This is a genomic window from Tabrizicola fusiformis (assembly GCF_013328815.1).
Classification (GTDB): Bacteria; Pseudomonadota; Alphaproteobacteria; order Rhodobacterales; family Rhodobacteraceae; genus Fuscibacter.
This window is the reverse complement of the sequence record NZ_JABUHN010000003.1, coordinates 358,756-384,667: the sequence shown is the minus strand read 5'-3', so window position 1 is coordinate 384,667 and position 25,912 is coordinate 358,756. Positions and strand designations below refer to the sequence as shown.

At 65.5% G+C, this 25,912-nt stretch carries 29 protein-coding genes; 12 read left to right on the top strand and 17 right to left on the bottom strand.

What is annotated here, in order from left to right; all coding sequences use genetic code 11:
• Positions 1–33: 33 nt before the first annotated feature.
• The 3 genes from HS053_RS06705 to HS053_RS06695 all read left to right on the top strand — a co-directional run bounded on the left by HS053_RS06705 (position 34) and on the right by HS053_RS06695 (position 3,467).
• Complete coding sequence (locus HS053_RS06705; RefSeq protein ID WP_174210438.1) at positions 34–1,536, top strand: aldehyde dehydrogenase (NADP(+)); 1,503 nt, start codon at positions 34–36, stop codon at positions 1,534–1,536.
• Positions 1,537–1,618: 82 nt separating this feature from the next.
• Positions 1,619–2,053, top strand: coding sequence for a low affinity iron permease family protein (locus tag HS053_RS06700; protein ID WP_174210437.1), 435 nt, complete (start codon positions 1,619–1,621; stop codon positions 2,051–2,053).
• A gap of 67 nt (positions 2,054–2,120) precedes the next feature.
• The gene (locus HS053_RS06695) at positions 2,121–3,467 is read left to right on the top strand and encodes a caspase family protein (RefSeq protein WP_174210436.1); all 1,347 of its coding nucleotides are present in this window, start codon (positions 2,121–2,123) and stop codon (positions 3,465–3,467) included.
• Between the two features lie 88 nt (positions 3,468–3,555).
• Here HS053_RS06695 and HS053_RS06690 read toward each other — a convergent pair whose 3' ends face one another.
• The 3 genes from HS053_RS06690 to HS053_RS06680 all read right to left on the bottom strand — a co-directional run bounded on the left by HS053_RS06690 (position 3,556) and on the right by HS053_RS06680 (position 5,431).
• Positions 3,556–4,629, bottom strand: coding sequence for a 5-(carboxyamino)imidazole ribonucleotide synthase (locus tag HS053_RS06690; RefSeq protein ID WP_174210435.1), 1,074 nt, complete (start codon positions 4,627–4,629; stop codon positions 3,556–3,558).
• A complete protein-coding gene (gene purE / locus HS053_RS06685) occupies positions 4,622–5,107 on the bottom strand; it encodes a 5-(carboxyamino)imidazole ribonucleotide mutase (protein WP_174210434.1) in 486 nt (161 codons plus the stop codon). The genes HS053_RS06690 and purE overlap by 8 nt, the downstream gene beginning before the upstream one ends.
• A gap of 105 nt (positions 5,108–5,212) precedes the next feature.
• A complete protein-coding gene (locus tag HS053_RS06680) occupies positions 5,213–5,431 on the bottom strand; it encodes a YdcH family protein (RefSeq protein WP_174210433.1) in 219 nt (72 codons plus the stop codon).
• 208 nt (positions 5,432–5,639) lie between these two features.
• On the opposite strand from HS053_RS06680, the gene HS053_RS06675 reads away from it, so the two are divergent.
• Together HS053_RS06675 and HS053_RS06670 are read left to right on the top strand one after the other, a co-directional pair.
• Positions 5,640–6,053 (top strand): Hsp20 family protein, encoded by a 414-nt coding sequence (locus tag HS053_RS06675; RefSeq protein ID WP_174210432.1) that lies wholly within the window; start codon positions 5,640–5,642, stop codon positions 6,051–6,053.
• 10 nt (positions 6,054–6,063) lie between these two features.
• Positions 6,064–6,291 (top strand): DUF1150 family protein, encoded by a 228-nt coding sequence (locus tag HS053_RS06670; protein WP_174210431.1) that lies wholly within the window; start codon positions 6,064–6,066, stop codon positions 6,289–6,291.
• A 3-nt stretch (positions 6,292–6,294) separates the two neighbouring features.
• Here HS053_RS06670 and ade read toward each other — a convergent pair whose 3' ends face one another.
• Positions 6,295–8,007 carry an adenine deaminase gene (ade, locus tag HS053_RS06665; protein ID WP_174210430.1) on the bottom strand — a complete coding sequence of 571 codons (1,713 nt, stop codon included), beginning with the start codon at positions 8,005–8,007 and terminating at the stop codon, positions 6,295–6,297.
• Positions 8,008–8,110: 103 nt separating this feature from the next.
• Between ade and HS053_RS06660 the strand changes: the two genes are divergently transcribed.
• Entirely contained in the window at positions 8,111–9,034 is a 924-nt protein-coding gene (locus HS053_RS06660) for a DMT family transporter (RefSeq protein WP_174210429.1), read from the top strand.
• 1 nt (position 9,035) lies between these two features.
• On the opposite strand, the gene HS053_RS06655 is transcribed toward HS053_RS06660, so the two are convergent.
• Positions 9,036–9,830 carry a protein-disulfide reductase DsbD domain-containing protein gene (locus tag HS053_RS06655; RefSeq protein ID WP_174210428.1) on the bottom strand — a complete coding sequence of 265 codons (795 nt, stop codon included), beginning with the start codon at positions 9,828–9,830 and terminating at the stop codon, positions 9,036–9,038.
• A gap of 117 nt (positions 9,831–9,947) precedes the next feature.
• Here HS053_RS06655 and HS053_RS06650 point away from each other — a divergent pair, with 117 nt between their 5' ends.
• On the top strand, positions 9,948–10,502 hold the full coding sequence (locus HS053_RS06650; protein WP_174210427.1) for a YqgE/AlgH family protein: 555 nt from the start codon (positions 9,948–9,950) through the stop codon (positions 10,500–10,502).
• 7 nt (positions 10,503–10,509) lie between these two features.
• Here HS053_RS06650 and ccoS read toward each other — a convergent pair whose 3' ends face one another.
• The 5 genes from ccoS to HS053_RS06625 all read right to left on the bottom strand — a co-directional run bounded on the left by ccoS (position 10,510) and on the right by HS053_RS06625 (position 16,014).
• The gene (ccoS, locus tag HS053_RS06645) at positions 10,510–10,668 is read right to left on the bottom strand and encodes a cbb3-type cytochrome oxidase assembly protein CcoS (RefSeq protein ID WP_174210426.1); all 159 of its coding nucleotides are present in this window, start codon (positions 10,666–10,668) and stop codon (positions 10,510–10,512) included.
• 8 nt (positions 10,669–10,676) lie between these two features.
• Complete coding sequence (locus tag HS053_RS06640; protein WP_174210425.1) at positions 10,677–12,902, bottom strand: heavy metal translocating P-type ATPase; 2,226 nt, start codon at positions 12,900–12,902, stop codon at positions 10,677–10,679.
• A gap of 3 nt (positions 12,903–12,905) precedes the next feature.
• Positions 12,906–13,364: a FixH family protein gene (locus tag HS053_RS06635; RefSeq protein WP_174210424.1), complete on the bottom strand. Its 459-nt coding sequence runs from the start codon at positions 13,362–13,364 to the stop codon at positions 12,906–12,908.
• Position 13,365: 1 nt separating this feature from the next.
• A complete protein-coding gene (gene ccoG / locus HS053_RS06630) occupies positions 13,366–14,805 on the bottom strand; it encodes a cytochrome c oxidase accessory protein CcoG (protein WP_347233302.1) in 1,440 nt (479 codons plus the stop codon).
• A 288-nt stretch (positions 14,806–15,093) separates the two neighbouring features.
• Positions 15,094–16,014, bottom strand: coding sequence for a LysR family transcriptional regulator (locus HS053_RS06625; protein WP_174210423.1), 921 nt, complete (start codon positions 16,012–16,014; stop codon positions 15,094–15,096).
• 98 nt (positions 16,015–16,112) lie between these two features.
• Between HS053_RS06625 and HS053_RS22490 the strand changes: the two genes are divergently transcribed.
• Positions 16,113–16,247: a hypothetical protein gene (locus HS053_RS22490; protein ID WP_277817043.1), complete on the top strand. Its 135-nt coding sequence runs from the start codon at positions 16,113–16,115 to the stop codon at positions 16,245–16,247.
• A 50-nt stretch (positions 16,248–16,297) separates the two neighbouring features.
• On the opposite strand, the gene ccoP is transcribed toward HS053_RS22490, so the two are convergent.
• The 4 genes from ccoP to ccoN are packed head-to-tail and all read right to left on the bottom strand — an operon-like array spanning position 16,298 to position 19,774.
• A complete protein-coding gene (gene ccoP, locus HS053_RS06620; protein ID WP_174210422.1) occupies positions 16,298–17,176 on the bottom strand; it encodes a cytochrome-c oxidase, cbb3-type subunit III in 879 nt (292 codons plus the stop codon).
• 4 nt (positions 17,177–17,180) lie between these two features.
• Positions 17,181–17,396, bottom strand: coding sequence for a cbb3-type cytochrome c oxidase subunit 3 (locus tag HS053_RS06615; protein ID WP_174210421.1), 216 nt, complete (start codon positions 17,394–17,396; stop codon positions 17,181–17,183).
• A 10-nt stretch (positions 17,397–17,406) separates the two neighbouring features.
• Positions 17,407–18,153, bottom strand: coding sequence for a cytochrome-c oxidase, cbb3-type subunit II (gene ccoO, locus HS053_RS06610; RefSeq protein WP_174210420.1), 747 nt, complete (start codon positions 18,151–18,153; stop codon positions 17,407–17,409).
• Positions 18,154–18,166: 13 nt separating this feature from the next.
• A complete protein-coding gene (ccoN, locus tag HS053_RS06605; protein WP_174210419.1) occupies positions 18,167–19,774 on the bottom strand; it encodes a cytochrome-c oxidase, cbb3-type subunit I in 1,608 nt (535 codons plus the stop codon).
• 232 nt (positions 19,775–20,006) lie between these two features.
• Between ccoN and HS053_RS06600 the strand changes: the two genes are divergently transcribed.
• Positions 20,007–20,855: a universal stress protein gene (locus HS053_RS06600; protein ID WP_174210418.1), complete on the top strand. Its 849-nt coding sequence runs from the start codon at positions 20,007–20,009 to the stop codon at positions 20,853–20,855.
• A gap of 103 nt (positions 20,856–20,958) precedes the next feature.
• Here HS053_RS06600 and HS053_RS06595 read toward each other — a convergent pair whose 3' ends face one another.
• On the bottom strand, positions 20,959–21,711 hold the full coding sequence (locus HS053_RS06595) for a DUF1013 domain-containing protein (protein WP_174210417.1): 753 nt from the start codon (positions 21,709–21,711) through the stop codon (positions 20,959–20,961).
• A gap of 152 nt (positions 21,712–21,863) precedes the next feature.
• On the opposite strand from HS053_RS06595, the gene HS053_RS06590 reads away from it, so the two are divergent.
• Entirely contained in the window at positions 21,864–22,517 is a 654-nt protein-coding gene (locus HS053_RS06590) for a ribonuclease T2 family protein (RefSeq protein ID WP_174210416.1), read from the top strand.
• Here HS053_RS06590 and HS053_RS06585 read toward each other — a convergent pair.
• Both HS053_RS06585 and nth read right to left on the bottom strand, forming a co-directional pair.
• A complete protein-coding gene (locus HS053_RS06585) occupies positions 22,514–23,497 on the bottom strand; it encodes an adenosine kinase (protein WP_174210415.1) in 984 nt (327 codons plus the stop codon). The genes HS053_RS06590 and HS053_RS06585 overlap by 4 nt on opposite strands.
• Positions 23,494–24,138, bottom strand: coding sequence for an endonuclease III (gene nth, locus HS053_RS06580; protein WP_174210414.1), 645 nt, complete (start codon positions 24,136–24,138; stop codon positions 23,494–23,496). Before nth ends, HS053_RS06585 begins: the two co-directional genes overlap by 4 nt.
• Positions 24,139–24,242: 104 nt before the next feature.
• On the opposite strand from nth, the gene HS053_RS06575 reads away from it, so the two are divergent.
• Positions 24,243–25,088 (top strand): methylated-DNA--[protein]-cysteine S-methyltransferase, encoded by an 846-nt coding sequence (locus tag HS053_RS06575; RefSeq protein ID WP_174210413.1) that lies wholly within the window; start codon positions 24,243–24,245, stop codon positions 25,086–25,088.
• Positions 25,089–25,196: 108 nt separating this feature from the next.
• Positions 25,197–25,856: an OmpA family protein gene (locus HS053_RS06570; RefSeq protein WP_174210412.1), complete on the top strand. Its 660-nt coding sequence runs from the start codon at positions 25,197–25,199 to the stop codon at positions 25,854–25,856.
• Positions 25,857–25,912 lie beyond the last annotated feature (56 nt).

Genomic DNA, 25,912 nt, shown 5'->3' with positions numbered 1-25,912 from the left:
AACCCCCGGTCCGCCGCCAGCAAGGAGCACAACATGCTGACCGGACATCACCTGATCGCGGGCCAATGGGTTGCGGGCGACGCGACCTTCCTTTCCTCTCCGGCCAGCGGCCCCGCGCTGAGCTTTGCCGTGGGCACCCCGGCTCATGTCGATGCCGCCGTGCAGGGCGCCGAAGCGGCCTTTGCCAGTTTTTCTGCCCTGACCCGCGATCAGCGCGCCGCCTTCCTTGACCGTATCGCCGATGAGATCGAGGCGCGGGGCGCCGAGATTACCGCCATCGGCACCTCGGAAACCGGCCTGCCCGCCGCCCGGCTTGAGGGGGAGCGGGGCCGCACCACGGGCCAGCTTCGCCTCTTCGCCGCCCATATCCGCAAGGGCGATTATCTGGACCGGCGGCACGACCCGGCGCTGCCCGACCGTCAGCCCGCGCCGCGCCCGGAAATCCGCATGATGCAGCGCCCGATCGGGCCGGTCGCGGTGTTCGGCGCCTCGAACTTCCCGCTGGCCTTCTCGACGGCGGGGGGCGACACCGCCTCGGCGCTGGCGGCGGGCTGTCCGGTGGTGGTCAAGGGCCATTCCGCCCATCCCGGCACCGGCGAGATCGTGGCGCAGGCGATTGATGCCGCGATCAAGGCGCTGGGCCTGCATCCGGGCGTCTTCAGCCTTGTGCAGGGCGGCAAGCGCGATGTGGGTGAGGCGCTGGTGCAGCATCCCCTGATCAAGGCCGTCGGTTTCACCGGCAGCCTTGGCGGTGGCCGGGCGCTGTTTGACCTTTGCGCGCGGCGCCCAGAACCGATCCCGTTCTTTGGTGAGCTGGGTTCGGTCAACCCGATGTTCCTCATGCCCGCCGCGCTGGCCGCGCGGGGTGCCGCGCTGGCCGCCGGCTGGGCCGGGTCGCTCACCATGGGGGCGGGCCAGTTCTGCACCAATCCCGGCATCGCCGTGGTGATCGACGGGCCGGACGCGCAGGCGTTCATTGCCGCCGCCAAAGAGGCGGTGGGCAAGGTCGGCGCGCAGACCATGTTGACCGATGGCATCGCCGAAGCTTATCGCGCGGGCCGTGACCGGATTGCGGGCAGCGCCGGGGTGCGTGCCGTCCTGACCTCGGTCTGCGACCTGCGGCAGGCCACGCCCTATCTGTTTGAGGTGTCGGGCGATGACTGGCTGGTCAATCACGCCTTGGGCGAAGAGGTCTTCGGGCCGCTGGGCCTGATCCTGCGGGTGCGCGACTTTGCCCAGATGCAGGCCGTCGCCAGCCATCTTGAGGGGCAGTTGACCTGCACCCTGCATGTCGACCCTGCCGATTACCCGCAGGCGCGTCTCCTGATGCCGGTGCTGGAGCGCAAGGCGGGCCGGGTGCTGGCCAATGGTTTCCCGACCGGGGTCGAGGTGGTGGATGCGCAGGTCCATGGCGGGCCCTATCCGGCTTCGACCAATTTCGGCGCCACCTCGGTCGGCACGTTGTCGATCCGCCGCTGGCTGCGCCCCGTCGCCTATCAGAACCTGCCGGCCGAATTGCTGCCCGCCGATCTGTGACGCCACCGGGCGGGGCAGGGGGATTGCCCCTTGTCCCGCCCGATCCGCCGCCGCAGGATGGGCCACCCGCAGGAGGCCCCGGATGCGTCTTCGTTCCCACTATGCCGCCACCGCCAAGACCATTTCCCGGCTGACAGGGCGTCCGGGCACCTTCCTTCTTGCCGTGGGCGTGATTGTGGTCTGGATCGTGACCGGGCCGCTGTTCGATTATTCCGACACATGGCAACTGGTGATCAACACCGGCACCACCATCGTCACCTTTCTGATGGTCTTCCTGATCCAGAACACCCAGAACCGCGACACCGCCGCGATCCAGTTGAAGCTGGACGAGCTGATCCGCGCCACCAAGGGCGCCCATAATGCCGTTCTCGATCTTGAAGAGCTGGACGAGCGCAGTCTGGAAGAGTTCCGTGGCCGCTATGAAACGCTGGCCCGTCTGGCCCGGGCGCGTCTGGCCGAAGGCGAGGAAGACACCGACACCCCGGAACCGGCCACAGCCGAAACGCCCCCAAGGTAAGGTTCGCCGCACTCGCCAAGGGGCCGCTTTCGCGCTAGGCTGAACCAGCCTTGAGGAGAAGCGCAGCATGATCCATCGGTTCTTCGCCCACCTTGCCCGCGCCGTTCTGGCCATGGTGCTTGTCGCGCTGGCTGGCGTGCCGGCTCTGGCCGAAACCGGCAGAAAGCTGGCGCTTGTGGTCGGAAACGAGGCTTATGCCCATGTGCCCGGCCTCTCGACGCCGGTGAAGGATGCGCAGGCTCTGGCCAGTGCCCTGCGCGATCTCGACTTTGATGTGACGGTGCTGACCGACGCCGATCCGGGCGTGTTCGATGCCGTGCTGGACACGTTCGCAGCACAGGCGGCACAGGCCGAAACCGTTCTGTTCTATTATGCGGGCCATGCGTTTCAGGCGGGCGGGGTCAACCGGCTGGTGCCGGTCACCGCCCGGCTGGACAGCGCCGAGGCGCTGATTTCGGAAACGGTCGAACTGAATGCCATCGCGGCGCGGCTGAAACCCGCCGAGGGGCAGTTGCTGATCTTTCTGGATGCCTGCCGGACCGATCCCTTGCCGCAGGCGCTACGCGGGCAGACCGATGCCGGGCTGGCGCAGTATGACGGCGGGGCAGGCACTTTTGTCGCCTTTGCCACCGCCCCGGGCGAGGTGGCGTGGGACAAGGGCACGACCGAAGACAGCAGCCCCTTCACCGCCGCCCTTCTGGCCCATATCGCCCAGCCGGAGCAAAGCCTGTCGGACCTGATGATCGAGGTCCGCAATGAGGTCGAGACGGCGACCGGCGGCAAACAGACCCCATGGGAGCAATCCTCGCTGCGCAGCCAGTTCTATTTCGTGCCGCCCGCCGCCGCCGATGCCGATGCCGAAGTGCTGGCCGGTCTGCCGGCTTTCGACACGGCCGAGGATGACAGCATCATTCTGGATGAGTTGAGCCCGCTGCGTCTGGCGGCGCTCTCGTCCGAAACCAGAAATCTGTCGGTGATCAGCGCGGTTCCCGCGACCCCCTCGCATATTGCCGGCATCGACGCCGCCCCGTCCGGTGGTCCGCAACCGCCCGCTGCCGCCGATCTGCCCCGCGCCGTGCAGGATGAATTGAAACGGATCGGCTGCTATGCGATGGCGGTTGATGGCGATTGGGGCAACGGGTCGCGCAACGCGATGCGGCGCTATTACACCGCCAAAAAGGCCGAGGCCGGCGAATTGGAGCCGACGGCAGAGGTCTGGCTTGCCCTGACCAAAGAGCCCGAAAAGACCTGCAAGCCCGAACCCGTCGCCGCCAAGAAGAAATCTTCGGGCACCAGCACCAAGAAATCGACCGGCACCACCACCCAGAAAGCTGCCCCCACCCCGGCACCGGCACCCGCCGAAAAGTCCGGCCCGAAATGCAAGTTCATGGTGGTGGCCATCGTCTGTAGCTGATCCCGGCGGCATTCCGCGCCGGGATTGCACCTTGCGAAATACTCCCGCCGGAGGCAGCGACGGCAGGGCCGGGCGCCCCGTCAGCCGTTCAGGTGCGCCGGATGATCCGGTTGACATGGCCCATCTTGCGCCCGGGCCGGGCTTCGGCCTTGCCATAGAGATGCAGCGCGGCGTCGCGTTCGCGCGCGATCTGCGGCACGCGCAGGATGTCGTCGCCGATCAGATTCTCCATCACCACATCGGCAAAGCGGCTGCCGTCGCCAAGGGGCCAGCCCGCAACGGCGCGGATATGCTGTTCGAACTGGTCCACCGCGCAGCCGTTCTGCGTCCAGTGGCCCGAGTTATGGACGCGCGGCGCGATCTCGTTCACGATCAGGCCCTGCGGCGTGACGAACAACTCCACCCCCATCACGCCCACATAATCCAGCGCGTTCAGGATACGCGCCGCCAGCAGCACGGCATCGGTGCGCTGGCCGGGGGAAAGGCGGGCGGGCAGGGTGGTGGTGGCAAGGATGCCGTCCTTATGCACATTCTCGCCCGGATCATAGCAGGCGACCGAGCCGTCAAGCCCGCGCGCCGCAATCACCGAAACCTCGTGGCTGAAGTCGATGAAGCCTTCCAGAACCGAAGCCGCACCCTTCATCGCGGCAAGGGCACCCGGCGCATCGGCCAGCGACATGATCCGCGCCTGCCCCTTGCCGTCATAGCCCAGCCGGGTGGTTTTCAGGATCGCCGGGTGACCGACCTTCCTCAGCGCCGCGTCCAGATCGGCAGCGGTGCTGACCGCAGCATAGGGCGCGCAGGTCAGGCCAAGTCCGGTCAGGAAATCCTTCTCAAGAATGCGGTCCTGGCTGATGGCCAGCGCCCGGCGGTTGGGGCGGATCGGGCGCAAAGCCTCGATCGCGTCCAGCGCCTCGGTCGGGACATTCTCGAATTCATAGGTCACCACATCGACCGCGGCGGCAAAGGCGCGCAGGGTGGCAAGGTCTTCATAGGGCGCCGTGGTCACCCGGTCGGCGACATGGGCCGCCGGCGGGTTCGCGGCAGGTTCATAGATATGGGTCTTGAAGCCAAGGCGGCTGGCCGCCACCGACAGCATCCGGCCCAATTGCCCGCCGCCCAGAATACCGATGGTCGCGCCTTGCGGCAGCATCTCACTCATCCTTCGGCTCCTCCGGGATCGAGGCGGAAAGGGCTGCACGCCAGGCGTCGAGCCGTTCGGCAAGGGCCGCATCGGAAATCGCCAGAATGCCCGCCGCCATCAGCCCGGCATTGGCAGCGCCCGCAGCACCGATCGCCATAGTGGCGACGGGGTAACCCTTGGGCATCTGGAGGATGGAATACAGGCTGTCCACGCCAGAAAGCGCCTTGGTCTGCACCGGCACGCCCACCACGGGAATTCGCGTTTTTGAGGCCATCATTCCCGGCAGATGGGCGGCACCACCCGCGCCCGCGATGATCACCTTCAGCCCGCGCCCCGCCGCCTCTTTGCCATAGGTCCAGAGCCGGTCCGGCGTGCGGTGGGCCGAGACGATCTTGGTCTCGTAGGAAACCCCCAGCGCATCCAGGATCAGCGCGGCCTCCTTCATCGTCGGCCAGTCCGACTGGCTTCCCATGATGATCCCGACATCCACGGCCATGCGCGCCTCCTGTCTTTTCAGGCGGATTACCCCGTGGGGGCGGGGGCGGCAAGTGGGATGGACAAGATTGACCCCGTAGGTCGGGGTTCACCCCGACTCTGCAATTCACGCGATGATGTCGGGGATCAACTGATCTTCCAGCCGGGTGATCTGATCCTTCAGCGCCAGCTTCTGCTTTTTCAGCCGCCGCAGGGTAAGCTGGTCCGGCCGCCCGGTTTCCTCAAGCGCATGAATGGCCGCATCCAGATCCCGATGCTCGCGGCGCAGCACCTCGATCTTCACGCGGACCATCTCTTCAAAGTTCATTTCGCTGGGGGCATTCATGGCAGGATCAGGTCCAGTCTTCTTGGCTTTCCTGAAGGATACAGCGATTCGGCCCGTATTCGGCGGAAAATATTGCCGGATTGATCAAATTTTCCCGCATTCCCCCGCGCCGCGAATCCCTTGCAGCCCCGATCCCCGCCCCCCATATTTCCGGTGTCGGGTGCCCGGACGGGGCCCGGCAGATATGTCGCTTTCAAAGGACAGTCCGATGACGAAACTCACCTTCGGCGCGCATCCCTATCTTCTGGGGTTCGAACAGCTTGAGCGTCTGGTCGAGCGCACCGCCAAGACCGCTTCCGAAGGTTATCCGCCCTTCAACATCGAGGCGGTGGCCGAGAATGTCTATCGCATTACCCTGGCCGTCGCGGGCTTCCGCGACGAGGATCTGGCGATCACGGTCGAAGACCGCCAGTTGGTGATCCGGGGCCGGCAGGCCGAAGACAGCGGGGAGCGGGTTTTCCTGCACCGGGGCATCGCGGCGCGCGCCTTTCAGCGCAGCTTCGTGCTGGCCGATGGGGTCGAGGTGGCGGGGGCCAATCTGGACCATGGGCTGTTGAACATCGACCTGCGCCGCGCGGTTCCCGAAACCGTGGTGCAGACCATCCGCATCGGCCGCAAGTGAGGAGAGTGAAATGGATGTGAAATACGCAGGGCTTCCCGAAGCCGGCCCGGCAATCGTCTATGTCCGCCCGGTGGCGGTGGCCGAATTGCCCGATGAGGTGCGCGCCCAGATCGACGGGCTTGAGACGGTCTATTCCGTCCACCGCGCCGATGGCGAGCGGCTGGCGCTGGTCGCTGACCGCGATCTGGCTTTCCTTCTGGCCCGCCAGCACGATTTCGCGCCGGTCAGCGTGCATTAAACCTCAGGGCAGGATTTCGAACCTGTCCACATCCACCATGCCGTGGTCGGTGATCTTCAGATGCGGGATCACCGGCAGCGCCAGAAAGGCCAGTTGCAGGAAGGGTTCTTCCAGCACCACGCCTAGCGATTTCGCCGCTGCCCGCAGCGCCACAAGGTCGTGGTGGACCGTCTCGAACGGTTCAAGACTCATCAGCCCGGCCACCGGCAGCGCCAGTTCGGCCAGAACCTTGCCACCTTCGACCACCACAAAGCCGCCTTCGATCTGGCCCAGCCGGTTCGCGGCCAGCGCCATATCGGCATAATCCACCCCCACCACCGCGATGTTGTGATGGTCATGGCAGACGGTCGAGGCGATGGCGCCGCGTTGCAACCCAAAGCCCTGGACAAAGCCAGTGGCCTTGTTGCCGTTCACACCATGCCGTTCGATCACCGCGATTTTCACCAGATCGCGGGAAAGGTCGGGTTTCTTGTCGCCATCCTGCGGCGCGATATCGAAGGTCAGGTGTGGGGTGATGATCTTGCCGGGCACAATCCCGATCACCGGCGTCTCCACCCGGTTGCCGCCGGTGCGAAAATCGGCGGCGGTCACGGTGGGCGCCTTGACCGAATGGCGTGCGACCGAGGGGATCGTCCCACGCGCGGCAAAGGCGGCCTCGGTCACCTCCACCCCACCGGCAAAGACCTGCGCCACATGGCAGCCTTCCAGCCCGTCGATCACCGCGATATCGGCGCGTTTGCCCGGCGCGATCAGCCCGCGGTCCTTGAGGCCAAAGGCTTCGGCGGCTGAAAGGCTGGCCGCGCGGTAGACCGCCAGCGGCGGGGCGCCAAGGGCAATCGCGGTGCGGATGATCCAGTCCAGATGGCCATGCTCGGCAATGTCCAATGGATTGCGGTCATCGGTGCAAAGGCAGAGATAGGGCGAATGCCGTTCGGTCAGCAACGGTGCCAGCGCGTGCAGGTCTTTGGAAACCGACCCCTCGCGGATCAGCACCCGCATTCCCTTGCGCAGCTTTTCCAGCCCCTCTTCCGCCGTGGTCGCCTCATGCTCGGTGCGGATGCCTGCGGCGATATAGCCGTTCAGGTCATTGCCGCGCAGCAGGGGGGAATGGCCGTCGATGTGTCGGCCAGCCCATGCCTCAAGCTTGGCCATGCAGCCGGGGTCTTGCATCAGAACGCCGGGGTAATTCATGAATTCGGCCAGCCCGATCACCCGTGGATGGTCGATCAGCGGCACAAGGTCCGCCGCCTCAAGCCGCGCGCCGGTGGTCTCCATATGGGTCGAGGGCACACAGGACGAAAGCTGCACCCTTATATCCATCAGCGTCCGAACCGAAGCCTCAAGGAAGTAATGGATGCCCTCCAGCCCGCAGACATTGGCAATCTCATGCGGGTCGCAGATCGCCGTGGTCACCCCGCGCGGCAACACGCAGCGGTCAAACTCGAACGGGGTCACAAGGCTGGATTCAATATGCAGATGGGTGTCGATGAAACCGGGCACCAGAACCTTGCCCGTCACATCCACCTCGCGCCGGCCCTGATAGCTGCCGAAGGTGCCCACAATGGTATCGCCGCAGATCGCCACATCGGTTTCCACCAACTCGCCGGTGATCAGATCGAACACCCGGCCGCCTTTCAGCACCAGATCGGCGGGTTCCAGACCCCGGCCTTGTGCGATGCGCCGGGCCAGAGATGCGGCGGGCTGGATATCGGGCATGGGGCGTTCCTTCCGGCTGTTTCGCCGCAGCATCCCGCGAATGGCGGGGCTTGCCAAGGCCCCGACCCTTGCCCGCGCCCCGCGGGCGTGACAGGAAGGCGCCATGCGACCTCTGCGCGGCATTGGCCTTAAACTTGGCTCGGTCCTGATCTTCATCGTCATGTCGGCGATGATCAAGACCACGGCTGCCCATGTTCCGGCGGGGCAGGCGGTGTTCTTCCGCAGCTTTTTCGCCATTCCGGTGATCGTGGTCTGGCTGATGATGCGGCACGAATTGCGCACCGGCTTTCGCACGGTCAACCCCTTGGGCCATGTCTGGCGCGGGCTGATGGGCACCTGTGCCATGGGCCTTGGCTTTGCCGGGCTTGGCTATCTGCCGCTGCCCGAGGTGACGGCCATCGGCTATGCAGCACCCCTGCTGACGGTGATCTTCGCCGCAATGTTCTTGGGCGAAGAGGTGCGGGCCTTCCGCATCACCGCCGTTATTCTGGGTCTGACCGGGGTGATGATCGTGCTGTCGCCGCGGCTGACCCTGATCGAGGGCGAAACCACCGGCCACCGTGAGGCGTTTGGCGCCATGCTGGTGCTGGGCGGTGCGGTCTTTGCCGCGCTGGCGCAGGTCTTCGTCTCGAAGCTGGTGCTGACAGAGCGGACCCCTGCCATCGTCTTCTGGTTTTCGCTGACGGCGACGGGGCTGTCGTTCCTGACGCTGCCGTTTGGCTGGGTGGTGCCGACGCCGCTGGAAGCCGTCACGCTGATCGGGGCGGGGCTGTTGGGCGGGGTGGGGCAGATTCTGCTGACCTCGTCCTACCGCGAGGCGGATGCCTCGGTTGTGGCGCCGTTCGACTATGCCTCGATGATCTTCGCGCTGCTGATCGGCTATTACGTCTTTGCCGAAGTGCCAAGCTGGACCATGTTGGGCGGCGCGGCGCTGGTGGTGCTGGCCGGTGTCCTGATCATCTGGCGCGAGCGCAAGCTTGGGCTGGAACGGGCGCAGCGGCGCAAGGCGATGTCGCCGCAGGGCTGATTCAGGGCGCTGGGCAGCCCGCGATTTCCACCGCAGGGCCATCCCCCAGCACAGTCACGGTCACCCCCTTGCGATCGAGCGCAAAGGGGGCGCCGCCGGGGCCGACCAGATCAGCGGTGGAAACCAGCCGCCCGCCCTGCCGTTCGGTGACCGCCTCGGACACCCAGACGCGCGAACCCGCACTTTCGAACACCACCACCTCGTCGCGGCCCCGCCGGGGCAGGTCGATATCGGCGGTCAGGCGCAGCCCGTCGCGGATCGGTTCGATCCGGCAGTCAATATCGCGCAGCCCGGCTTCGCGCCCGCTGCGGGGACGCTCGCCCAAGGCGGCGCGGATCGCGGCATCCGGCGTGCCCTTGGCCGGAAGCTCACCGGCAAGGGACAGCGCGGCAGGCATACAGATGTCGCTGCAAACCCCCAGATCGACCTGCAAGCGCACGGTGATCGGGCGCGCAGGGTCAATCGGGGTGATTTCCACCGGCAGCACCAGCCGGTCATGGTAACCCACCGTCTGCATCCCGTTGGTGTGAAACACCGAAGGGCTGGGCCAATGCAGCCGCACCGAAGCGATGTTGTCGGACCCCGACCAGTCGAAAAGCGGCGGAATCCCCGCCTCGCCCGGGCTGCGCCAATAGGTCTTCCATCCCGGCGCAAGGGTCAGCGACAGGGCGGCCATCTGATGGCCGTTCTCCATCCGCCATCCGGGTAGCAGGGTTGCGGTCAGCACCTCGTCCTGCGTCATGGCAAGGGCGGGCGGCGTCAGGGCGAGAAACAGGCTGAGGGCGGCAAACTTCATGCCGCGACCATAGGCGATGGCGTCGGAAGGGGAAATCAACTTTGGGCGAGGCGCGGGGTTGAGACACAGGCGCGCAGCGCCCATCTTGGGGGCGACAGCGGGACAGGAGGGCGAATCATGGACCTTTCGGGCAAGCTTCTGGTGGCGATGCCGGGCATGGGCGATCCGCGCTTTGACCGGGCGGTGATCCTGATTTGCGCGCACAGCGATGACGGCGCCATGGGCCTGATCATCAACAAGCTGGTGCCGGACCTGTCTTTTGCCAACCTTCTGGAACATCTGGAAATTCCCCGCGCCCCCGAAGGGCGCGACATCCGTGTGCATTTTGGCGGCCCGGTCGAGCGGGGGCGCGGTTTCGTGCTGCACAGCCGCGATTTCCGCAGCGAGGCGGCGACGATGCGCATTGGCGGCGGCTATGGCATGACCGCCACGCTGGACGTGCTTGAGGCGATGGCGCGCGGCGCCGGGCCGCACCGGGCCCTTCTGGCGCTGGGCTATTCCGGCTGGGGGCCGGGGCAGTTGGAGGGCGAGATCGCCCGCAATGACTGGCTCACCTGCGACCCCGAACCGGCGCTGGTCTTTGGCGAGGATGACGGCGCCAAATGGTCGGGCGCACTGCGGATCATGGGGATCGACCCGATTTCGCTTTCGGCGCAGGCCGGACGGGCCTAGCGCCTGCTCAGGGCCGGGGGTGGTCGTCCCAATCCTTGGTCAGGATGCGGTTGGCATCGCCTGCCGGATCGTCGAATTGCTTGGTCCTGATCGCCCAGACAAAGGCGGCAAGCCCTATGCCGCCAAGGATCAGCGAAATCGGGATCAGGAAGGACAGGATTTCCATGGCGTTCCCTATTTCAGCCGCAGCGCGTTCAGCGAAACGGTAATCGACGACAGCGACATTGCCAGCGCCGCCGCCAGCGGCGTTGCCATGCCCACCAGCGCCAGCGGCACGGCGATCACGTTATAGCCTGCCGACAGGCCGAAATTCTCGACAATGCGGCGCGTGGCCTGGCGGCTGATCCGCAGCGCATCGCCGATCGGCGCCATATCCTGCCCCAAAAGCACGATATCCGAAGCCGTCCGCGCCGCATCCAGCGCCGACGCGGGCGAGATCGAGACATGCGCCCCGGCCAGCGCCGCCGTGTCGTTCAGCCCGTCCCCCACCATCAGAACCCGGTGACCGGCCGCCGTCAGGTCGCGGACAAGCGCCGCCTTTTCGGCGGGCAGGGCGCCTGCCGTCCAGTCGGCAACGCCGACGCGGGCCGCAAGGGCGGCCACGGCCCCCGCGCTGTCGCCCGAAATCAGCCGCAGCGCCATGCCCTGGGCCTTGAGGCTGGCAATTGCCGCTTCGGCACCCGGGCGCAGCCGGTCGGTGAAGGTAAAGGCGCGGGCGCGACCCTCGCCGGTGCAAAGATAGGTGGCGGTCATCGCCACGCCCTCGCCGCCGCACCAGTCGGCCCGGCCAAGGCGCACGCGCTGCCCCTTCCAAAGCCCCTCGATCCCGTAGCCCGGCACTTCGCGCAGCTCCTCCACCCGGGCCGGGTGGATGCCCGCGGCACGCGCGGCCTCGGCCAGTGCCGTGGCCAGCGGATGGGACGAGGCCATGGCCAGAGCCGCCGCCACCTCAACCGCCGGGCGGGGATGGTCGGCCAGATTGGTCGCCTCGGGCGCGCCCATGGTCAGGGTGCCGGTCTTGTCGAAGACCACCGTATCGACCTGCGCCAGCCGTTCCAGCGCGGTGCCATGCTTGATCAAGAGGCCCTTGCGGAACAGCCGCCCCGAAGCCGATGTCACCACCGCCGGAACCGCCAGACCCAACGCGCAGGGGCAGGTGATGATCAGAACCGCCGCCGAAATGTTGATGGCAAAGCGCAGATCGCCGCCCGTCTTCCACATCCAGAAGCCAAAGGCGCTGAACGACAGCAGATGCACCAGCGGCGAATACCAGCTTGCCGCACGTTCCGCCAAGGTGGTGTATTTCGTGCGCGCACTTTCGGCCACGGCAACCAGATCGGCCATGCGGTGCAGGCTGCTGTCCTTGCCCGCCGCCGTCACGCGCAGGGTGAGGGGGCCGGTCAGGTTCACTTCCCCCGCCGAAACACTGCTGCCCGGCCCGGCAAAGACCGGCAGGCTTTCCCCGGTCAGAAGCGAACGGTCCACCTCGGAGGTGCCGCTTTCCACCACGCCGTCCACCGGCATCCGCCCGCCCGGGCGCACGCGCACCAGATCGCCCGCGACAACCTCGGTAATGGCGCGGACAACCTCGGCCCCCTCGACCAGAACCGTTGCACGGGGCACCTCCAGGGCGGCCAGTTCCTCGGCTGCGGAACGGGCCACGGCGCGGGTGCGGTGATCGAGATAGCGGCCCAGAAGCAGGAAGAACGACAGCATCACAGCGGCATCGAAATAGGCGTGATGGCCGGAATGGATGGTTTCATAAAGCGAGATCGACGAGGCCAGAACCAGCGCCAGCGAAATCGGGAAATCCATCCCCAGCCGCCCGACCTTCAGCCCCGCCCAGGCGGATTTGAAGAAGGGCTGCCCGGCAAAGATCACCGTTGGAATGGCGATGGCCGCCGAAATCCAGTGGAAGAGGTCGCGTGTCGCAGCCTCGGCCCCCGACCAGACGGCGACCGACAACAGCATGACGTTCATCATCGAAAAGAACGCCACCCCCAGCCGCATCAGAAGGTCGCGGCCTTGCTTGTCGGTCTCGGTCGCCGACAACAGGCCCGGGTCCAGTTCATGCGCTTCATAGCCGACGCCCTGCATCACCCGGATCAGGTCCGGCGCCGTCACATCGGCATCGGCCTCGACCGACACGCGGCGCAGGGTCAGGTTGACGCGCGCCGATTGCACGCCGGGCAGCGCCTGCACGGCGTTCTCGACCGTCGAAATACAGGCCGCGCAATGCACCGCTGGCAGCGAGAACATCAGCCGGGCGTGCTGCGGCTGCGCCATCTGTGCCAGACGCTCGGCCGAAGGGGCGGCGACGCAGGCCGGACAGGCCGAAGCCGCGCCGACAGTGCCGAACTCCTGCGGATCAAAGCTTTGCGAGCCGGGCGCGGCGCTCATCCCTCAACCCTCGACCAGAAGGTCAATGCGGCGGCGATAGGGGGTGCCGTCCTGGGCCAGCGCCTCGACATGCAGCATCCATTTGCCGGGGGCAAGGCTGGTGCGGGCCACATAAACCCCCGCTTCGCGGGCAAAATCCGGGGTCTGGTCATCGGCGGCCTCGGTCGGACGGCCGATCAGCACGTTCAGCCCGGCAAGCTGCACCGGGGCGCCGCTGGCATCGGTGAAGGTCAGGCGCAACTCGCCGCTCTTCTCGTCGTATTCCTCGGCCAGTTTCCAGCCAAGCGCCTTTTGCGCCGCCATATCGGCATCCCAGGTCTGCGAGGCGACATAGGAATTGGCCACCTCAAGCCCCGGAAAGGTCGAAACCGCCTTGAACGCCATCAGCACATTGACCGCGATGATGATGGAAAAGGCGCCCACCGTGATGCCCAGAACGTGTTTGCCGGTCAGCTCGCCCATCTTACTGCGCCTTTCCGTTGAAGACCGTATCCTTGTGAACCCGGTCCGTCCCGGGCAGGGTATCCGAGCCGAGATCCTGAATCCAGATGCGGACATCGGTGCGGTCGCGCGTGGCGGCGATGCTGCCGCTGGGCGCGGTGATGTAAAGGCGCTGCGTGCGGGTCTGGTTGGCGGGAACCTTGACCTTCAGCATGTCTTCCCCCTCAAGCGACAGCACGAACACCTCGCCGCCGTTGGTGGTTGCGGCAAAGGCGAACCAGTGATCCTCGCCATGTTTGTTGCGCAGGCGCAGGTCATAGGTGTTGCGCACGGCGCCATCGGACAGGATCACATATTGCGGGTTGCGCACGGGGGTCACGTTCACGTCGATCTCGGTGCGCAGGAACAGCGCCACGACAAGACCGACCCCCACCGCCGACCAGAGCGCGGTGTAAAGCACGGTGCGCGGGCGGAAGACATGCCGCCAGACGGATTTCGGCGGATTGCCGGCCCGTTCGGCGGTCTCGTCGGTCAGTGCCAGATAGCCGATCAGCCCGCGCGGCTTGCCGATCTTGTCCATGATGTCATTACAGGCGTCGATACACAGGCCGCAAGTGATGCAGGCCAGTTGCTGACCGTTGCGGATGTCGATGCCCATGGGGCAGACGTTGACGCAGGCCATGCAGTCGATGCAGTCGCCGTTGCCCGCGACATTCTGCTTGCCGCGCGGTTCGCCCCGCCATTCGCGGTAACCGATCGTCAGCGTGTCTTCATCCATCATCGCGGCCTGAATCCGTGGCCACGGGCAGGCATAGATGCACATCTGTTCCCGTGCGAAGCCGCCAAAGGCAAAGGTCGTCGCCGTCAGAATCGCCATGGTGGTGTAGGCAACGGGATGCGCCGTGCCGTCCAGCAGCGCCCAGAACAGGCTGGGGGCATCGGTGAAGTAGAAAATCCAGGCCCCGCCGGTTGCCAGACCGATCAGCAGCCAGACCGTCCATTTCACCAGCCGCTTGCGGATCTTCTCGGCATCCCATTTCTGCCGGTGCAGGCGGATGCGGGCGTTGCGGTCGCCCTCGATCCAGCGTTCGACCAGAATGTAAAGATCGGTCCAGACCGTCTGCGGGCAGGCATAGCCGCACCAGACCCGCCCCGCGGCCGAGGTGAACAGGAACAGCCCCAGCCCAGCCATGATCAGGAGGCCCGCGACGAAATAGAATTCATGCGGCCAGATTTCGATCATGAAGAAGAAAAAGCGCCGGTTGGCCAAATCCAGCAACACCGCCTGATCCGGCAGGTTCGGGCCGCGGTCCCATCTGATCCATGGCGTCAGGTAATAGATGCCCAGAAGAACGGCCATCAGCCACCATTTCAGGTTGCGGAACTGGCCATAGACCCGCCTTGGAAAGATCGGCTCGCGTGCGACATAAAGGCTGGGTTCTTTTGCGGGTGTGGTGGACACGGGAGGAGGCTCCGGGATTCTGCCTAGGCTTACAGGCTTGGGTATGGGCCGATGCGCCGGGGGGCACCTTGACTTGCATCAATTATCTATCCCGGGGGCATTTTTTCAACGCGGCATGGCAGCGCGGGGGAGGGTGGGCTGCCGATGGGCCTTTTTCCTGAGGAAAGAGAGGCGCCGGCGCCCCCAGGAAACGCGCGAACAGGACAGGGGCGCCGGTGCCGGGCCAAGCTTGCGCTGTGGCTCGCCTGTGACCTTGCGGGAATCGCGGCGGGCCGTCTTTGACCTGTGTCAAATGGTGGTGGCAATTCCACCGTCTTCGGCCCGGCATTCGGCCATGTGCTGCGCCGCCTCGCGCAAGACCCAGCCGGCAAAGGCACGGGCTGCCGGACGCAGCACTCCGGGCCGGTGGACCAGCCAATACGCCTTGCCGTTCAGGATTTCATGCAGCACGCGCAGGCGGCCCGCCGCGATATCGGCCTGAACGAACATGCGCGAGGTCACGGCGATGCCTTGCCCCGCCCGGGCGGCCTCGATCTTGAACATGCCGGGCAGGGCGACCACGCCGCCGCCCTCACGCTGCAAGCCATGACGATCGAAGAGGGCGACGGAATCATCGGCGCCGGTTTCGTCGATCCACGGCAGGCGGGCCAGTGCGCGCAGGTCATCGGCCGGAATGCCGCGGACCAGATCGGGGGCCGCCACGACCACAAGCGGCGTCGGGATCATCAGATGCGCCTCAAGCCCCGGCCAATCGCCGCGGCCATAGCGCAGGGCGATGTCGATGCCGCCGGGTGTCAGCGGGCACAGCGCCGGGGTCGGGTCGAGCATCAGGCTGATGGCGGGATGCGCGGCGCGGAACCGGCCCAGCCGGGGCAAGAGCCATGCGGAGGCAAAACCGGGCGAGGTGGTGATTTGCAGCGGTCTTGCGGCATCGGCACCCGTCAGCTCGGCCACCATGCGCGCCATGGCGGCAAAACCGGCGCGGGCTACCTCGGCCAGTTGGGCGCCATCGGGGGTGGGGGTGGGCGGGGTCATGCTGCGGTCCACCAGGGCAAGGCCAAGATGTGCCTCAAGCGCGCGGATCTGTTGGCTGATCGCCGCATGGGAGACGTTCAGCGCCGCCCCCGCCGCCGTCATCGACCCGCAATCGGCCCAGGCCGCAAAGGCACGCAGCGCCGCCAGCGGTGGAAGATTGCGCCAGATGTCCATGTAAGCCTGCCTTACGGAGTCAATAATCGTCTGATTGGAAGGATGCGCGAATTTCGCAGATATTCAAGGACAGAAACCACTGCCCAAAGGATACCGCCATGTTGACCCTTCTTGCTCAGACTTTCAGGATCGCCACCCGCACCGAATGGCGCGATGCCCCGCCGCAACCCTCACGCGATTGGCCGGCGCCGCCGCATTGGTTGCTGCCGCGCCCGGGTGAGGGCCGGTTCTGAAATGAAAAGGGGCCCCGAGGGGCCCCTTTCCGCCTGACCGCAGGGTCAGATCATTCACCGCCGCCGAGGCTGTGGACATAGGTTGCCACGGCGCGGATTTCGTCTTCGGACAGACGCCCGGTCCAGGACGGCATCACGCCGAAACGGGCGTAGGTGACCGTGTGGTTGATCGTCGCCCGGTCGCCGCCATAAAGCCAGATCGCGTCGGTCAGGTTCGGCGCGCCCTGTGCGCGGTCGCCGGTGCCGGTTTCGGCATGGCAGGCAGCGCAGTTGTCGGCAAAGACGGTGGCCCCGGCTGCCGCCTTGGCCGCGTCATGCTCTTGCCCAGAGATGGCCAGAACATGCTCGACCACTTCCTCGATCTGGGCGGGTTCCAGCAGCCCGTCCACGCCGAATTTCGGCATTTCCGAATACCGCGCATCGGCATCGGTGGTGTTGCGGATGCCATGGCTGATCGTGGTGTGGATATCCTCGATCGCCCCGCCCCAGAGCCAGTCGTTATCCAGGAGGTTGGGATAGCCCTTGCCCTGAACCCCGGCTGCACCCGAACCATGGCACTGGGCGCACCAGGTGCGGAACACGGCTGCCCCCGCGGCGGTGGCATATTGGTTCAGCGTGTCATCCTTGGCGATGGCGCCCAGATCGGCGGCAACCAGCTTGGCCTTGATGGCCGCATTGGCATCGTCGAACCGCTTGATCTCTGCCTCGACCTCTTGCCGGGTGTCATAGCCCAGATAGCCCTGCGTGGCGCTGTTCAGCAGCGGCCATGCCGGATAGGCGATGACATACCAGACCGCAAAGGCGATGGTGGCGTAGAACATCCACACCCACCAGCGCGGCATGGGATTGTCGAATTCCTGAATCCCGTCCCATTCATGGCCGGTTGTCGGAACTTCGCCCTGCACGTTCTTGACTTGTTTGGCGCACATGGTCTCACGCCTCCTTCACGGGCCGGGTGGCGGGGGTGCTGCGCACCTCAGCATCGCCGGCGGGTTTCTTTTCGTTGCGGAAGATCGCATTTGCCGCATCGGCATGAAGCGACCGGCTGCCCGGACGCAGCACCCAGAGGATCACCCCCAGGAACACCAGCGTCAGGACGATCAGCGCCCAGCTATCCGCGAACTCGCGCAGCAGACTATACATGTCCATATCTGCCCCCTTACCGCGTCGGATCGGGCGTGAAGGTCGAGAAATCGACCATGGTGCCCAGAACCTGAAGGTAGGCCACCAGCGCGTCCATCTCGGTCAGCTCCGGCTGGCCGTCAAAGTTCGAGACGGTCACGTCACGCACCCCGAAAGCCGCATTGCCATAGCGCGCCTGCAAGCCTTCGCTGTCGGCATTCGGGTCGGCCTGCGCCGCAAAGTCGGCCTTGGCTTCGGTGACCATATCGTCGGTGTAGGGAACACCGACCATCCGGTGGGTCTTCATCACGTCGCCGATATAATTGCCGTCGATCACGTTGTTCAGCAGGAAGCTGTATTTCGGCATGATCGATTCCGGCACCACCGATTGCGGGTCCATCAGGTGATCGACGTGCCAGCTATCGGAATAGCGGCCGCCGACACGGGCCAGATCTGGCCCGGTCCGCTTGGAGCCCCATTGGAACGGGTGGTCATACATCGATTCCGCCGCCAGCGAGTAATGGCCATAGCGTTCGACCTCATCCCGCATCGGGCGGATCATCTGGCTGTGGCAGACATAGCAGCCTTCGCGGATGTAGATGTCACGCCCCGCCAGTTCCAGCGGGGTGTAGGGCCGCACGCCCTGCACCTTTTCGATGGTGTTCTCGATGTAGAACAGCGGAACGATCTGAACCAGACCACCGATGGTCACCACCAGGAAGGACAGCACCAGAAGCAGCGTGGCGTGGGTTTCGATTGCCTTGTGTTTGTCAAGAAATGCCATTTCCCATGCCCCCTTATTCCGCCGGAACGTAGTTGTTGGCGTTCACCGGGGCCTTTGCAGGCTGTGCGCGAACGGTCATCCAAAGGTTGTAGGCCATGATCAGTGCCCCCGTCAGGAACATCAGACCGCCCAGACCCCGCACCACGTTCATCGGGAACTTTGCAGCCACCGTGTCGGCGAAGGCGTTCACGAGGAAGCCGTTGGCATCCACTTCACGCCACATCAGACCTTCCATGATGCCTGTCACCCACATCGACGAGGCGTAAAGCACGATGCCGATGGTGGCGAGCCAGAAGTGCCAGCTCACGAGTTTCAGACTGTAAAGCCCGTCGCGGTTCCACAGGCGCGGCGTGAGGAAGTAAAGCGCGCCGAAGGTGATCATGCCGTTCCAGCCCAAGGCGCCGGAATGGACGTGGCCGATAGTCCAGTCGGTATAGTGCGACAGGCTGTTGACCGCCTTGATCGACATCATCGGGCCTTCAAAGGTAGACATGCCGTAGAAGCCGACCGACACCACCATCATGCGGACAATCGGATCGGTGCGCAGCTTGTCCCAGGCGCCCGAAAGCGTCATCAGGCCGTTGATCATGCCACCCCAGGACGGCATCCACAGCATGACCGAGAACACCATGCCCAGTGTCGCGGCCCAGTCAGGCAGCGCGGTATAGTGCAGGTGGTGCGGACCGGCCCAGATATAAAGGAAGATCAGCGCCCAGAAGTGGATGATCGACAGCTTGTAGCTGAAGACCGGCTTTTCGACCTGCTTGGGAATGAAGTAATACATCATGCCCAGGAAGCCCGCGGTCAGGAAGAAGCCCACGGCGTTGTGGCCATACCACCATTGCGTCATGGCATCCTGCACGCCCGAGAACACCGGAACCGATTGCGAGGACAGGAAAGACACCGGGATGGCCAGGTTGTTGACCACATGCAGCATCGCCACGGTGACGATCATCGACAGCAGGAACCAGTTGGCCACATAGATATGCGGCTCTTTGCGCTTCCACAGCGTGCCGATGAAGGTCAGCAGGAAAGCGACCCAGACCACAACGATCCACCAGTCGATATACCAGACGGTTTCGGCATATTCCTTGCCCTGCGTGCCGCCCAGAATATAGCTGGTCGCCGCCAGAACGATCATCAACTGCCAGCCCCAGAACACGAACCAGCCGAGGTTGCCCCCGAACAGCCGCGCCGCCGTGGTGCGCTGAACGATATAGAACGCCGACATGATCAGCGCATTGCCCCCGAAGGCAAAGATCACCGCCGAGGTGTGCAAGGGCCGCAGGCGGCCAAAGTTCAGGATGCCTTCTGTCACGGCACCAAGGTTCAATGCCGGAAAGGCAAGCTGGAAGGCGATGACCACGCCGACGAGGAAACCGACCACACCCCAGAAGGTGGTGGCGATAACCCCGGCGCGCACGACGCCGTCCAGATATTCGTTGGCCGGATGAACCGCCGGCTCGCCGACATGACGCAACTGCCACACGAAGGTGATGGCAGCGGCGAGCATGACGACAAGGGCGTTCACCATATACGCCAGATCATGCGCGTAATTGGCGGCAATCGCGGCAATGACCGCGACGGCACCAAGCACGATCAGCTTAATGTAGTCCCACATGTTGCGTCCCTTCGTCTTTTTGTCCGGGTCCGTCCGCCGAAATCTGCGCAGTATGCGACTCGGACTTCGGCCAGGAGCTTCTGACTGCTATGCTTCTCGCAGGCGCGGCGAAACCGGGCCTTGATCCATGTCAACGATGTTGCGCGATCCCCTTGATCGAGGTCAATGCGCCCAGCCGCCGCGCCATGCCATGGTTGACATCTCAAGGCTAACACAAGCGGAGGGACTTCCGATGGCCTACAAGACAATTTTGACGGTGCTGACGGCGGCGGCCGATGCGGCGCTTGCCATCGGTTCGGCGGCGCGGCTGGCCCGGGCACAGGATGCCCATCTCGACATTCTTGTGCTGGGGGTGGACCGCACGCAGCTTGGCTATTCCTATATCGGCGCCGGGGCGGTGCTGATGGAGGTGGCGACAGAGCGGGCCGAAACCGATGCGCGCGCCATCGAAGCTGCGGCGCGGACGGCGCTGGCGGCCGAAACCGGCGATCTGCGCTGGGCGCTTGAGGCGGCGGTCACGCAGATCGGCGCGCTGACCGGCGTGGTGGCGCAGCGCGCCCGCTTTGCCGATCTGGTGGTTCTGCCGCGGCCCTATGGGCCGGGCAAGGGTGTGGACAGCGAAGCGGTGGTCGAAGCGGCGCTGTTTGACGCCAAGGTGCCGGTGCTGGTGCTGCCCGCCAGCGGGTTGCCCGCGGGCGGCCTGCCGCGCCGGGTGATTCTGGCCTGGAACCAGAGCGCCGAGGCGATGGCCGCGACCCGGGCGGCGCTGCCGCTGCTGAAGGGGGCGGATATGGTGGACATCACCGTGGTCGATCCGCCGCCGCATGGGCCGGAACGGTCGGACCCGGGCGGTTTGCTGTGTCAGATGCTGGTGCGCCACGGCGTTCATGCCGAAGTGTCGGTGCTGGCGCGGTCGCTGCCGCGGGTGTCCGAGGTGCTGTCACGCCACGCCACCGACCAGAATGCCGATCTTCTGGTGATGGGGGCCTATGGCCATTCCCGCTTCCGCGAGGCGATTCTGGGCGGGTCCACCCGCAACATGCTGGAACAGGCCGAGCTTCCGGTGCTGATGGCCCACTGATCCGCCGCCCCGATCAGGAGATCGGCACCGACGTTCTGCAAACGGACAGGGCAAAGAAAAGGGCCGCCCCGCGGGGCAGCCCTGATTTGCTGCGCACCGCGGATCAGCGGCTGCGCGGGTCTTCCGCTTCATCCTCGTCATCGTCGCTGCCCTGCGGCAGGTTGAAGAAGCTTTCCGCATCCGAAAAATCGGCGGCGGTGCGGCGGTCTTCCTCGGGCTCGCCGAAAAGCTCCATTCCGGTGGGCACGCGGGCTTCGGGTGCCATGCCCAGCGACTGTTCGGTCGAGACCAGCTTGCGCCGTTCGTCATCGGTCATCACCACGCCTTCGGCGGCCTTCTTGCGCACGGCGGCCTGAACGGCAGTATCCAGCTCGGACTGCTTGCACAGACCCAGCGCAACCGGATCGACGGGGGTGATGTTGTTGATATTCCAATGCGTCCGCTCGCGGATCGCCTGAATCGTCGGCTTGGTGGTGCCGACCAGTTTGCCGATGGCGCCATCCGACAGTTCCGGGTGGAACTTGACCAGCCAGAGGATCGCCGCCGGGCGGTCCTGCCGCTTGGACAGCGGGGTATAGCGCGGGCCGCGGCGCTTTTCCTCGCCCACGGCGGCGGCGTTGTATTTCAGCTTGAGCTTGTAGAGCGGGTCTTTCTGACCCTTCTCGATCTCGATCGCGTCAAGCTGGTTGTTGGCAACCGGATCGAACCCCTTCACTCCCGTCGCCACATCGCCATCGGCGATGCCCTGCACCTCAAGCTCGTGCATGCCGCAGAAATCGGCGACCTGACGGAAGGTCAGCGTGGTATTATCGACAAGCCAGACGGCAGTGGCCTTGGCCATGAGCGGCTTCGTCATCGGACACCCTTTCAGTTTCATGCCCACGGCAGGGCGGGCTTTACAAATCTTTCCCGGGCCGGGAAAACGGCTGCGACCGGGGCCGCGACTTCCACGTTTTCAGGGAATTCAAGCGGTCATATAGTGCGATTTCGGGCAGAGGAAAAGGGAAAATGCGATTTCTTTGGGGCTGGCTCGCTGCGTTTTGTCTGGCGGGCGCCGTTGTGCCCGCCACCGCGCGGGCGGAGGGGGAGCGGGCCGGGGATTTCGATTACTATGTCCTGTCGCTTTCCTGGTCGGCCAACTGGTGCGCGCTGGTGGGCGACGGGCGGGGCGATCCGCAATGCGATGCGGGGCGCGGCCTGACCTTCACGCTGCACGGGCTCTGGCCGCAGCATGAAGCCGGCTGGCCCAGCTATTGCCGCACCGGCGAGCGTGACCCCACCCGGGGCGAGACGGCGGCGATGGCCGATATCATGGGCGGCGCAGGGCTGGCCTTTTACGAATGGAAGAAACATGGCCGCTGCACCGCCCTGTCGGCGCCGGATTATTTCGCCCTGTCGCGCCGCGCCTATGACAGCGTGACGATCCCGCCGGTTTTCGCCCGCATCAGCAAGGATTTGCGCGTGCCTGCCGAAGTGGTCGAGGCGGCCTTTCTGGAGGCCAATCCGGGGCTGAAGGCGGACCAGATCACCGTCACCTGCGATCAGGGCATGATCGAAGAGGTCCGCCTGTGCCTGACCGCCGACCTTGCCCCGCGCCGCTGCGGCGCCGACACCCTGCGCGATTGCCGCATGAAAGACGCTGTGCTGGAGGCGGTGCGCTAGATCAGGCCAGCCCGGGCGAAGAGGTCAGACAGATCGGCTTCGGGGCGGGCGCCGTAATGGCTGATCACCTCGGCGGCCGCAACGCAGCCCATGCGACCCGCCACGTCAAGCCCGCGCCCGGTGGAGAGGCCATAGAGGAAGCCCGCCGCGAACTGGTCGCCCGCGCCGGTGGCATCGACCGGCACCACGCGGCGCACCGGCACCACGGCCCGCTCCGCCCCACGCAGAAGGATCACCTCGTCGCCGGACCGGGTGCAGACCACCAGCCCGGCATCCTGCACCGCCTGCGCCAGCGCCGCCTCAAGGTCGCATTGATAGAGCGACGACCATTCATGCTCGTTGCCGATCACATAGTCGAGGTCGCGCACCAGACGGCGGAAATCACCGCGGTGACGGTCCACGCAGAACGGGTCCGACAGGGCGATCCCGGCCTGACCGCCGTTCTGCTGGCAGAGCTTCGCGGCCCGCTCAAAAGCCGCCATCCCCTTGGGCTTGTCATAAAGATAGCCTTCGAGGAACAGGATATCGGCCTGTCCGGCCACGTCATCGGCCACATCCTCGGGGCCCAGCTCGGACGAAATCCCGAGATAGGTGTTCATCGACCGCTCGCCATCCGGCGCCACGAAGATCATTGAACGCGAGGTGGGCAATTCTCCGCCGGGCACCGGAGCATTGACGAAATCGGTGCCCTGCGCCGCCATGCTGTCGGCATAGAAACGGCCAAGCGCATCATCATGCACCCGCCCGATGAAGGCCGTGGTCAGCCCCAGATTGCCAAGCCCCGCCAGCGTATTGGCGACCGAGCCGCCCGGCGCCTGCACCCGGTCTTTCATCGAGGCGTAAAGCAGCTCGCCCCGCTCGCGCTCGACCAGTTGCATGATGCCCTTCTCAATCCCCATCAGTTCCAGAAAACTGTCGTCGGCGGGGGAAAACACATCGACGATGGCATTGCCGATGCCGACGACCTGATAACGCTTCATGGGGTCTTGTCCTCAAAAAGGCAGCCCTCGCGGATCGGGCAGATGCCACAGCGGGGCTTGCGGGCGGTGCAGATATAGCGGCCGTGCAGGATCAGCCAGTGATGGGCGTGCAACTGATATTCGGCAGGCACATTGTCTTCGATGGCGCGCTCGACCGCCACCTCGTCCTTGCCGGGCGCGATGCCGGAGCGGTTGCCGAGGCGGAAGATATGGGTATCCACCGCCTGCGCCGGCTGGCGGAACCACATGTTCAGCACGACATTGGCCGTCTTGCGCCCCACCCCCGGCAGCGATTGCAGCGCCGCGCGGGAAGAGGGCACCTGACCGCCGAAGTTATCCACCAAAAGCTGGCTGAGGCGGATCACGTTCTTTGCCTTGTTGCGGTAAAGGCCGATGGTCTTGATATGGCCGATCAGCGCCTCTTCCCCCAAGGCCAGCATCTTTTCCGGTGTGTCGGCAATGGGAAACAGGGCGCGGGTGGCCTTGTTCACCCCCACATCCGTCGCCTGCGCCGAAAGGGCGACGGCCACCAGCAGGGTAAAGGCGTTGGTGTGGTCCAATTCTCCCTTCGGCTCGGGTTCCAGGGCCTGGAACCGGGCGAAGATGCGTTGCATCGCGGGATAATCGAGTTGGCGGACCATAGCCGCGATATGCACTATGGCTGCCGCCCGGGCAAGCGACCTTGCCGCAGGATTCGGGTCGCCTTGCGGGGGGCATCCGTTAATCTGGCGGCAGGAGAACCGACATGACCGACCAAAGCCCCGCCTATCATTACGCCGTCATCGCCCGCGCGCTGAAGATCATCGATGCCGGTGGGCCCGGTCTGACGCTGGATGACCTTGCCGCGCAGATGGGCATGTCGCCCGCGCATTTCCAGCGGGTTTTCTCGCAATGGGTCGGCATCTCGCCGAAACGCTATCAGCAATATCTGACGCTGGATCACGCCCGCCGCCTGTTGGCCGACCGCTTCACCGTGCTGGAAACCGCGCTGGAGACCGGGCTTTCCGGCACCGGGCGGCTGCACGACCTCTTCCTGCGGTGGGAGGCGATGAGCCCCGGCGACTATGCCCGCGCGGGTGAAGGGCTGGTGATCCGCTGGGGCTGGTTCGACAGCCCCTTTGGTCCGGCGTTGGTGATGGGGACCGACAAGGGCATCTGCGGTCTGGGTTTCGCCGCCGAGATGGGCGCCGAGGCCGCGATGGAGGATCTGACCCGCCGCTGGCCGAAGGCCCGTTACACCGAAGACCCCGAGGCGCTGCGCCCCTGGGTCGCGGCAGCCTTCGGGGCAGGGGGGGAGGCGGCGCTGCATCTGATCGGCGCGCCGTTCCAGATCAAGGTCTGGGAGGCGTTGATGCGGGTGCCGTCGGGCCATGTCACCACCTATTCCGAGATCGCGGGCGCGGTCGGTCTGCCCCGCGCGGTGCGGGCGGTGGGAACGGCGGTGGGGCGCAATCCGGTCAGCTTCCTGATCCCCTGCCACCGGGCGCTGCGCCGCGACGGCGGCCTTGGCGGCTACCATTGGGGACTGCCGGTCAAGCGTGCCATTCTCGCCTGGGAGGCGGCACGCGATGATGTCCGCACAGCTTCGTGATGGGCGGAAACCTGCCCCGAAGGGGGGCGGCCCTGTATCGCTGTCGCCAAGGCTGATATAAGCAGGCCGAGGCCCGCAACGGGCCCGTGCAGCAGACGAGGCAGCCAAATGACTTTGAAGACTCCGATTTTCCTGAGCATTGCCAGCGCATTGGCCTTGACGGCCTGTGTCGACCCCGCAGCCTACCCGGACGATCCCAACGCCCGGACCAAGAATGGCGCCGTGATCGGCGGCCTGATCGGTGCGGCGGCAGGGGCTTCGATCGCCAAGGGTGATGACAAGCTGAAGGGCGCCATTCTGGGCGGCGCGCTGGGTGCGGGGGCAGGGGCGCTGATCGGTCAGGATCTTGACCGACAGGCGTCTGAGATGCGCAATTCCTTCTCGAACCCGAACATCACCGTGACCAATTATGGCGACTATCTGGTCGTGAACATGCCGCAGGATGTGCTGTTTGCCACCGACAGCGCCGCCCTGCGGCCCGACCTGTCGCGTGACGTGCAGGCGGTGGCGCAATCGCTGCTGAAATACCCGAATTCGACGATTCAGGTGATCGGCCATACCGACAACACCGGCACCGCCGCCTATAATCAGGATCTGTCGCAGCGCCGCGCCGCTTCGGTGGCGGGGGTTCTGATGGGCTCGGGTGTGCCGTCCAGCCGGATCGCCACCATCGGCCGCGGCGAGGATCAGCCGATCGCCTCGAACCTGACGCCGCAAGGTCAGGCCCAGAACCGCCGGGTCGAGATCATCATTCGCCCGACGCGCTGACAGTTGCCGGATTTCTGTGCAAAGGGCCGGATTTTCCGGCCCTTTGACATTGAGGC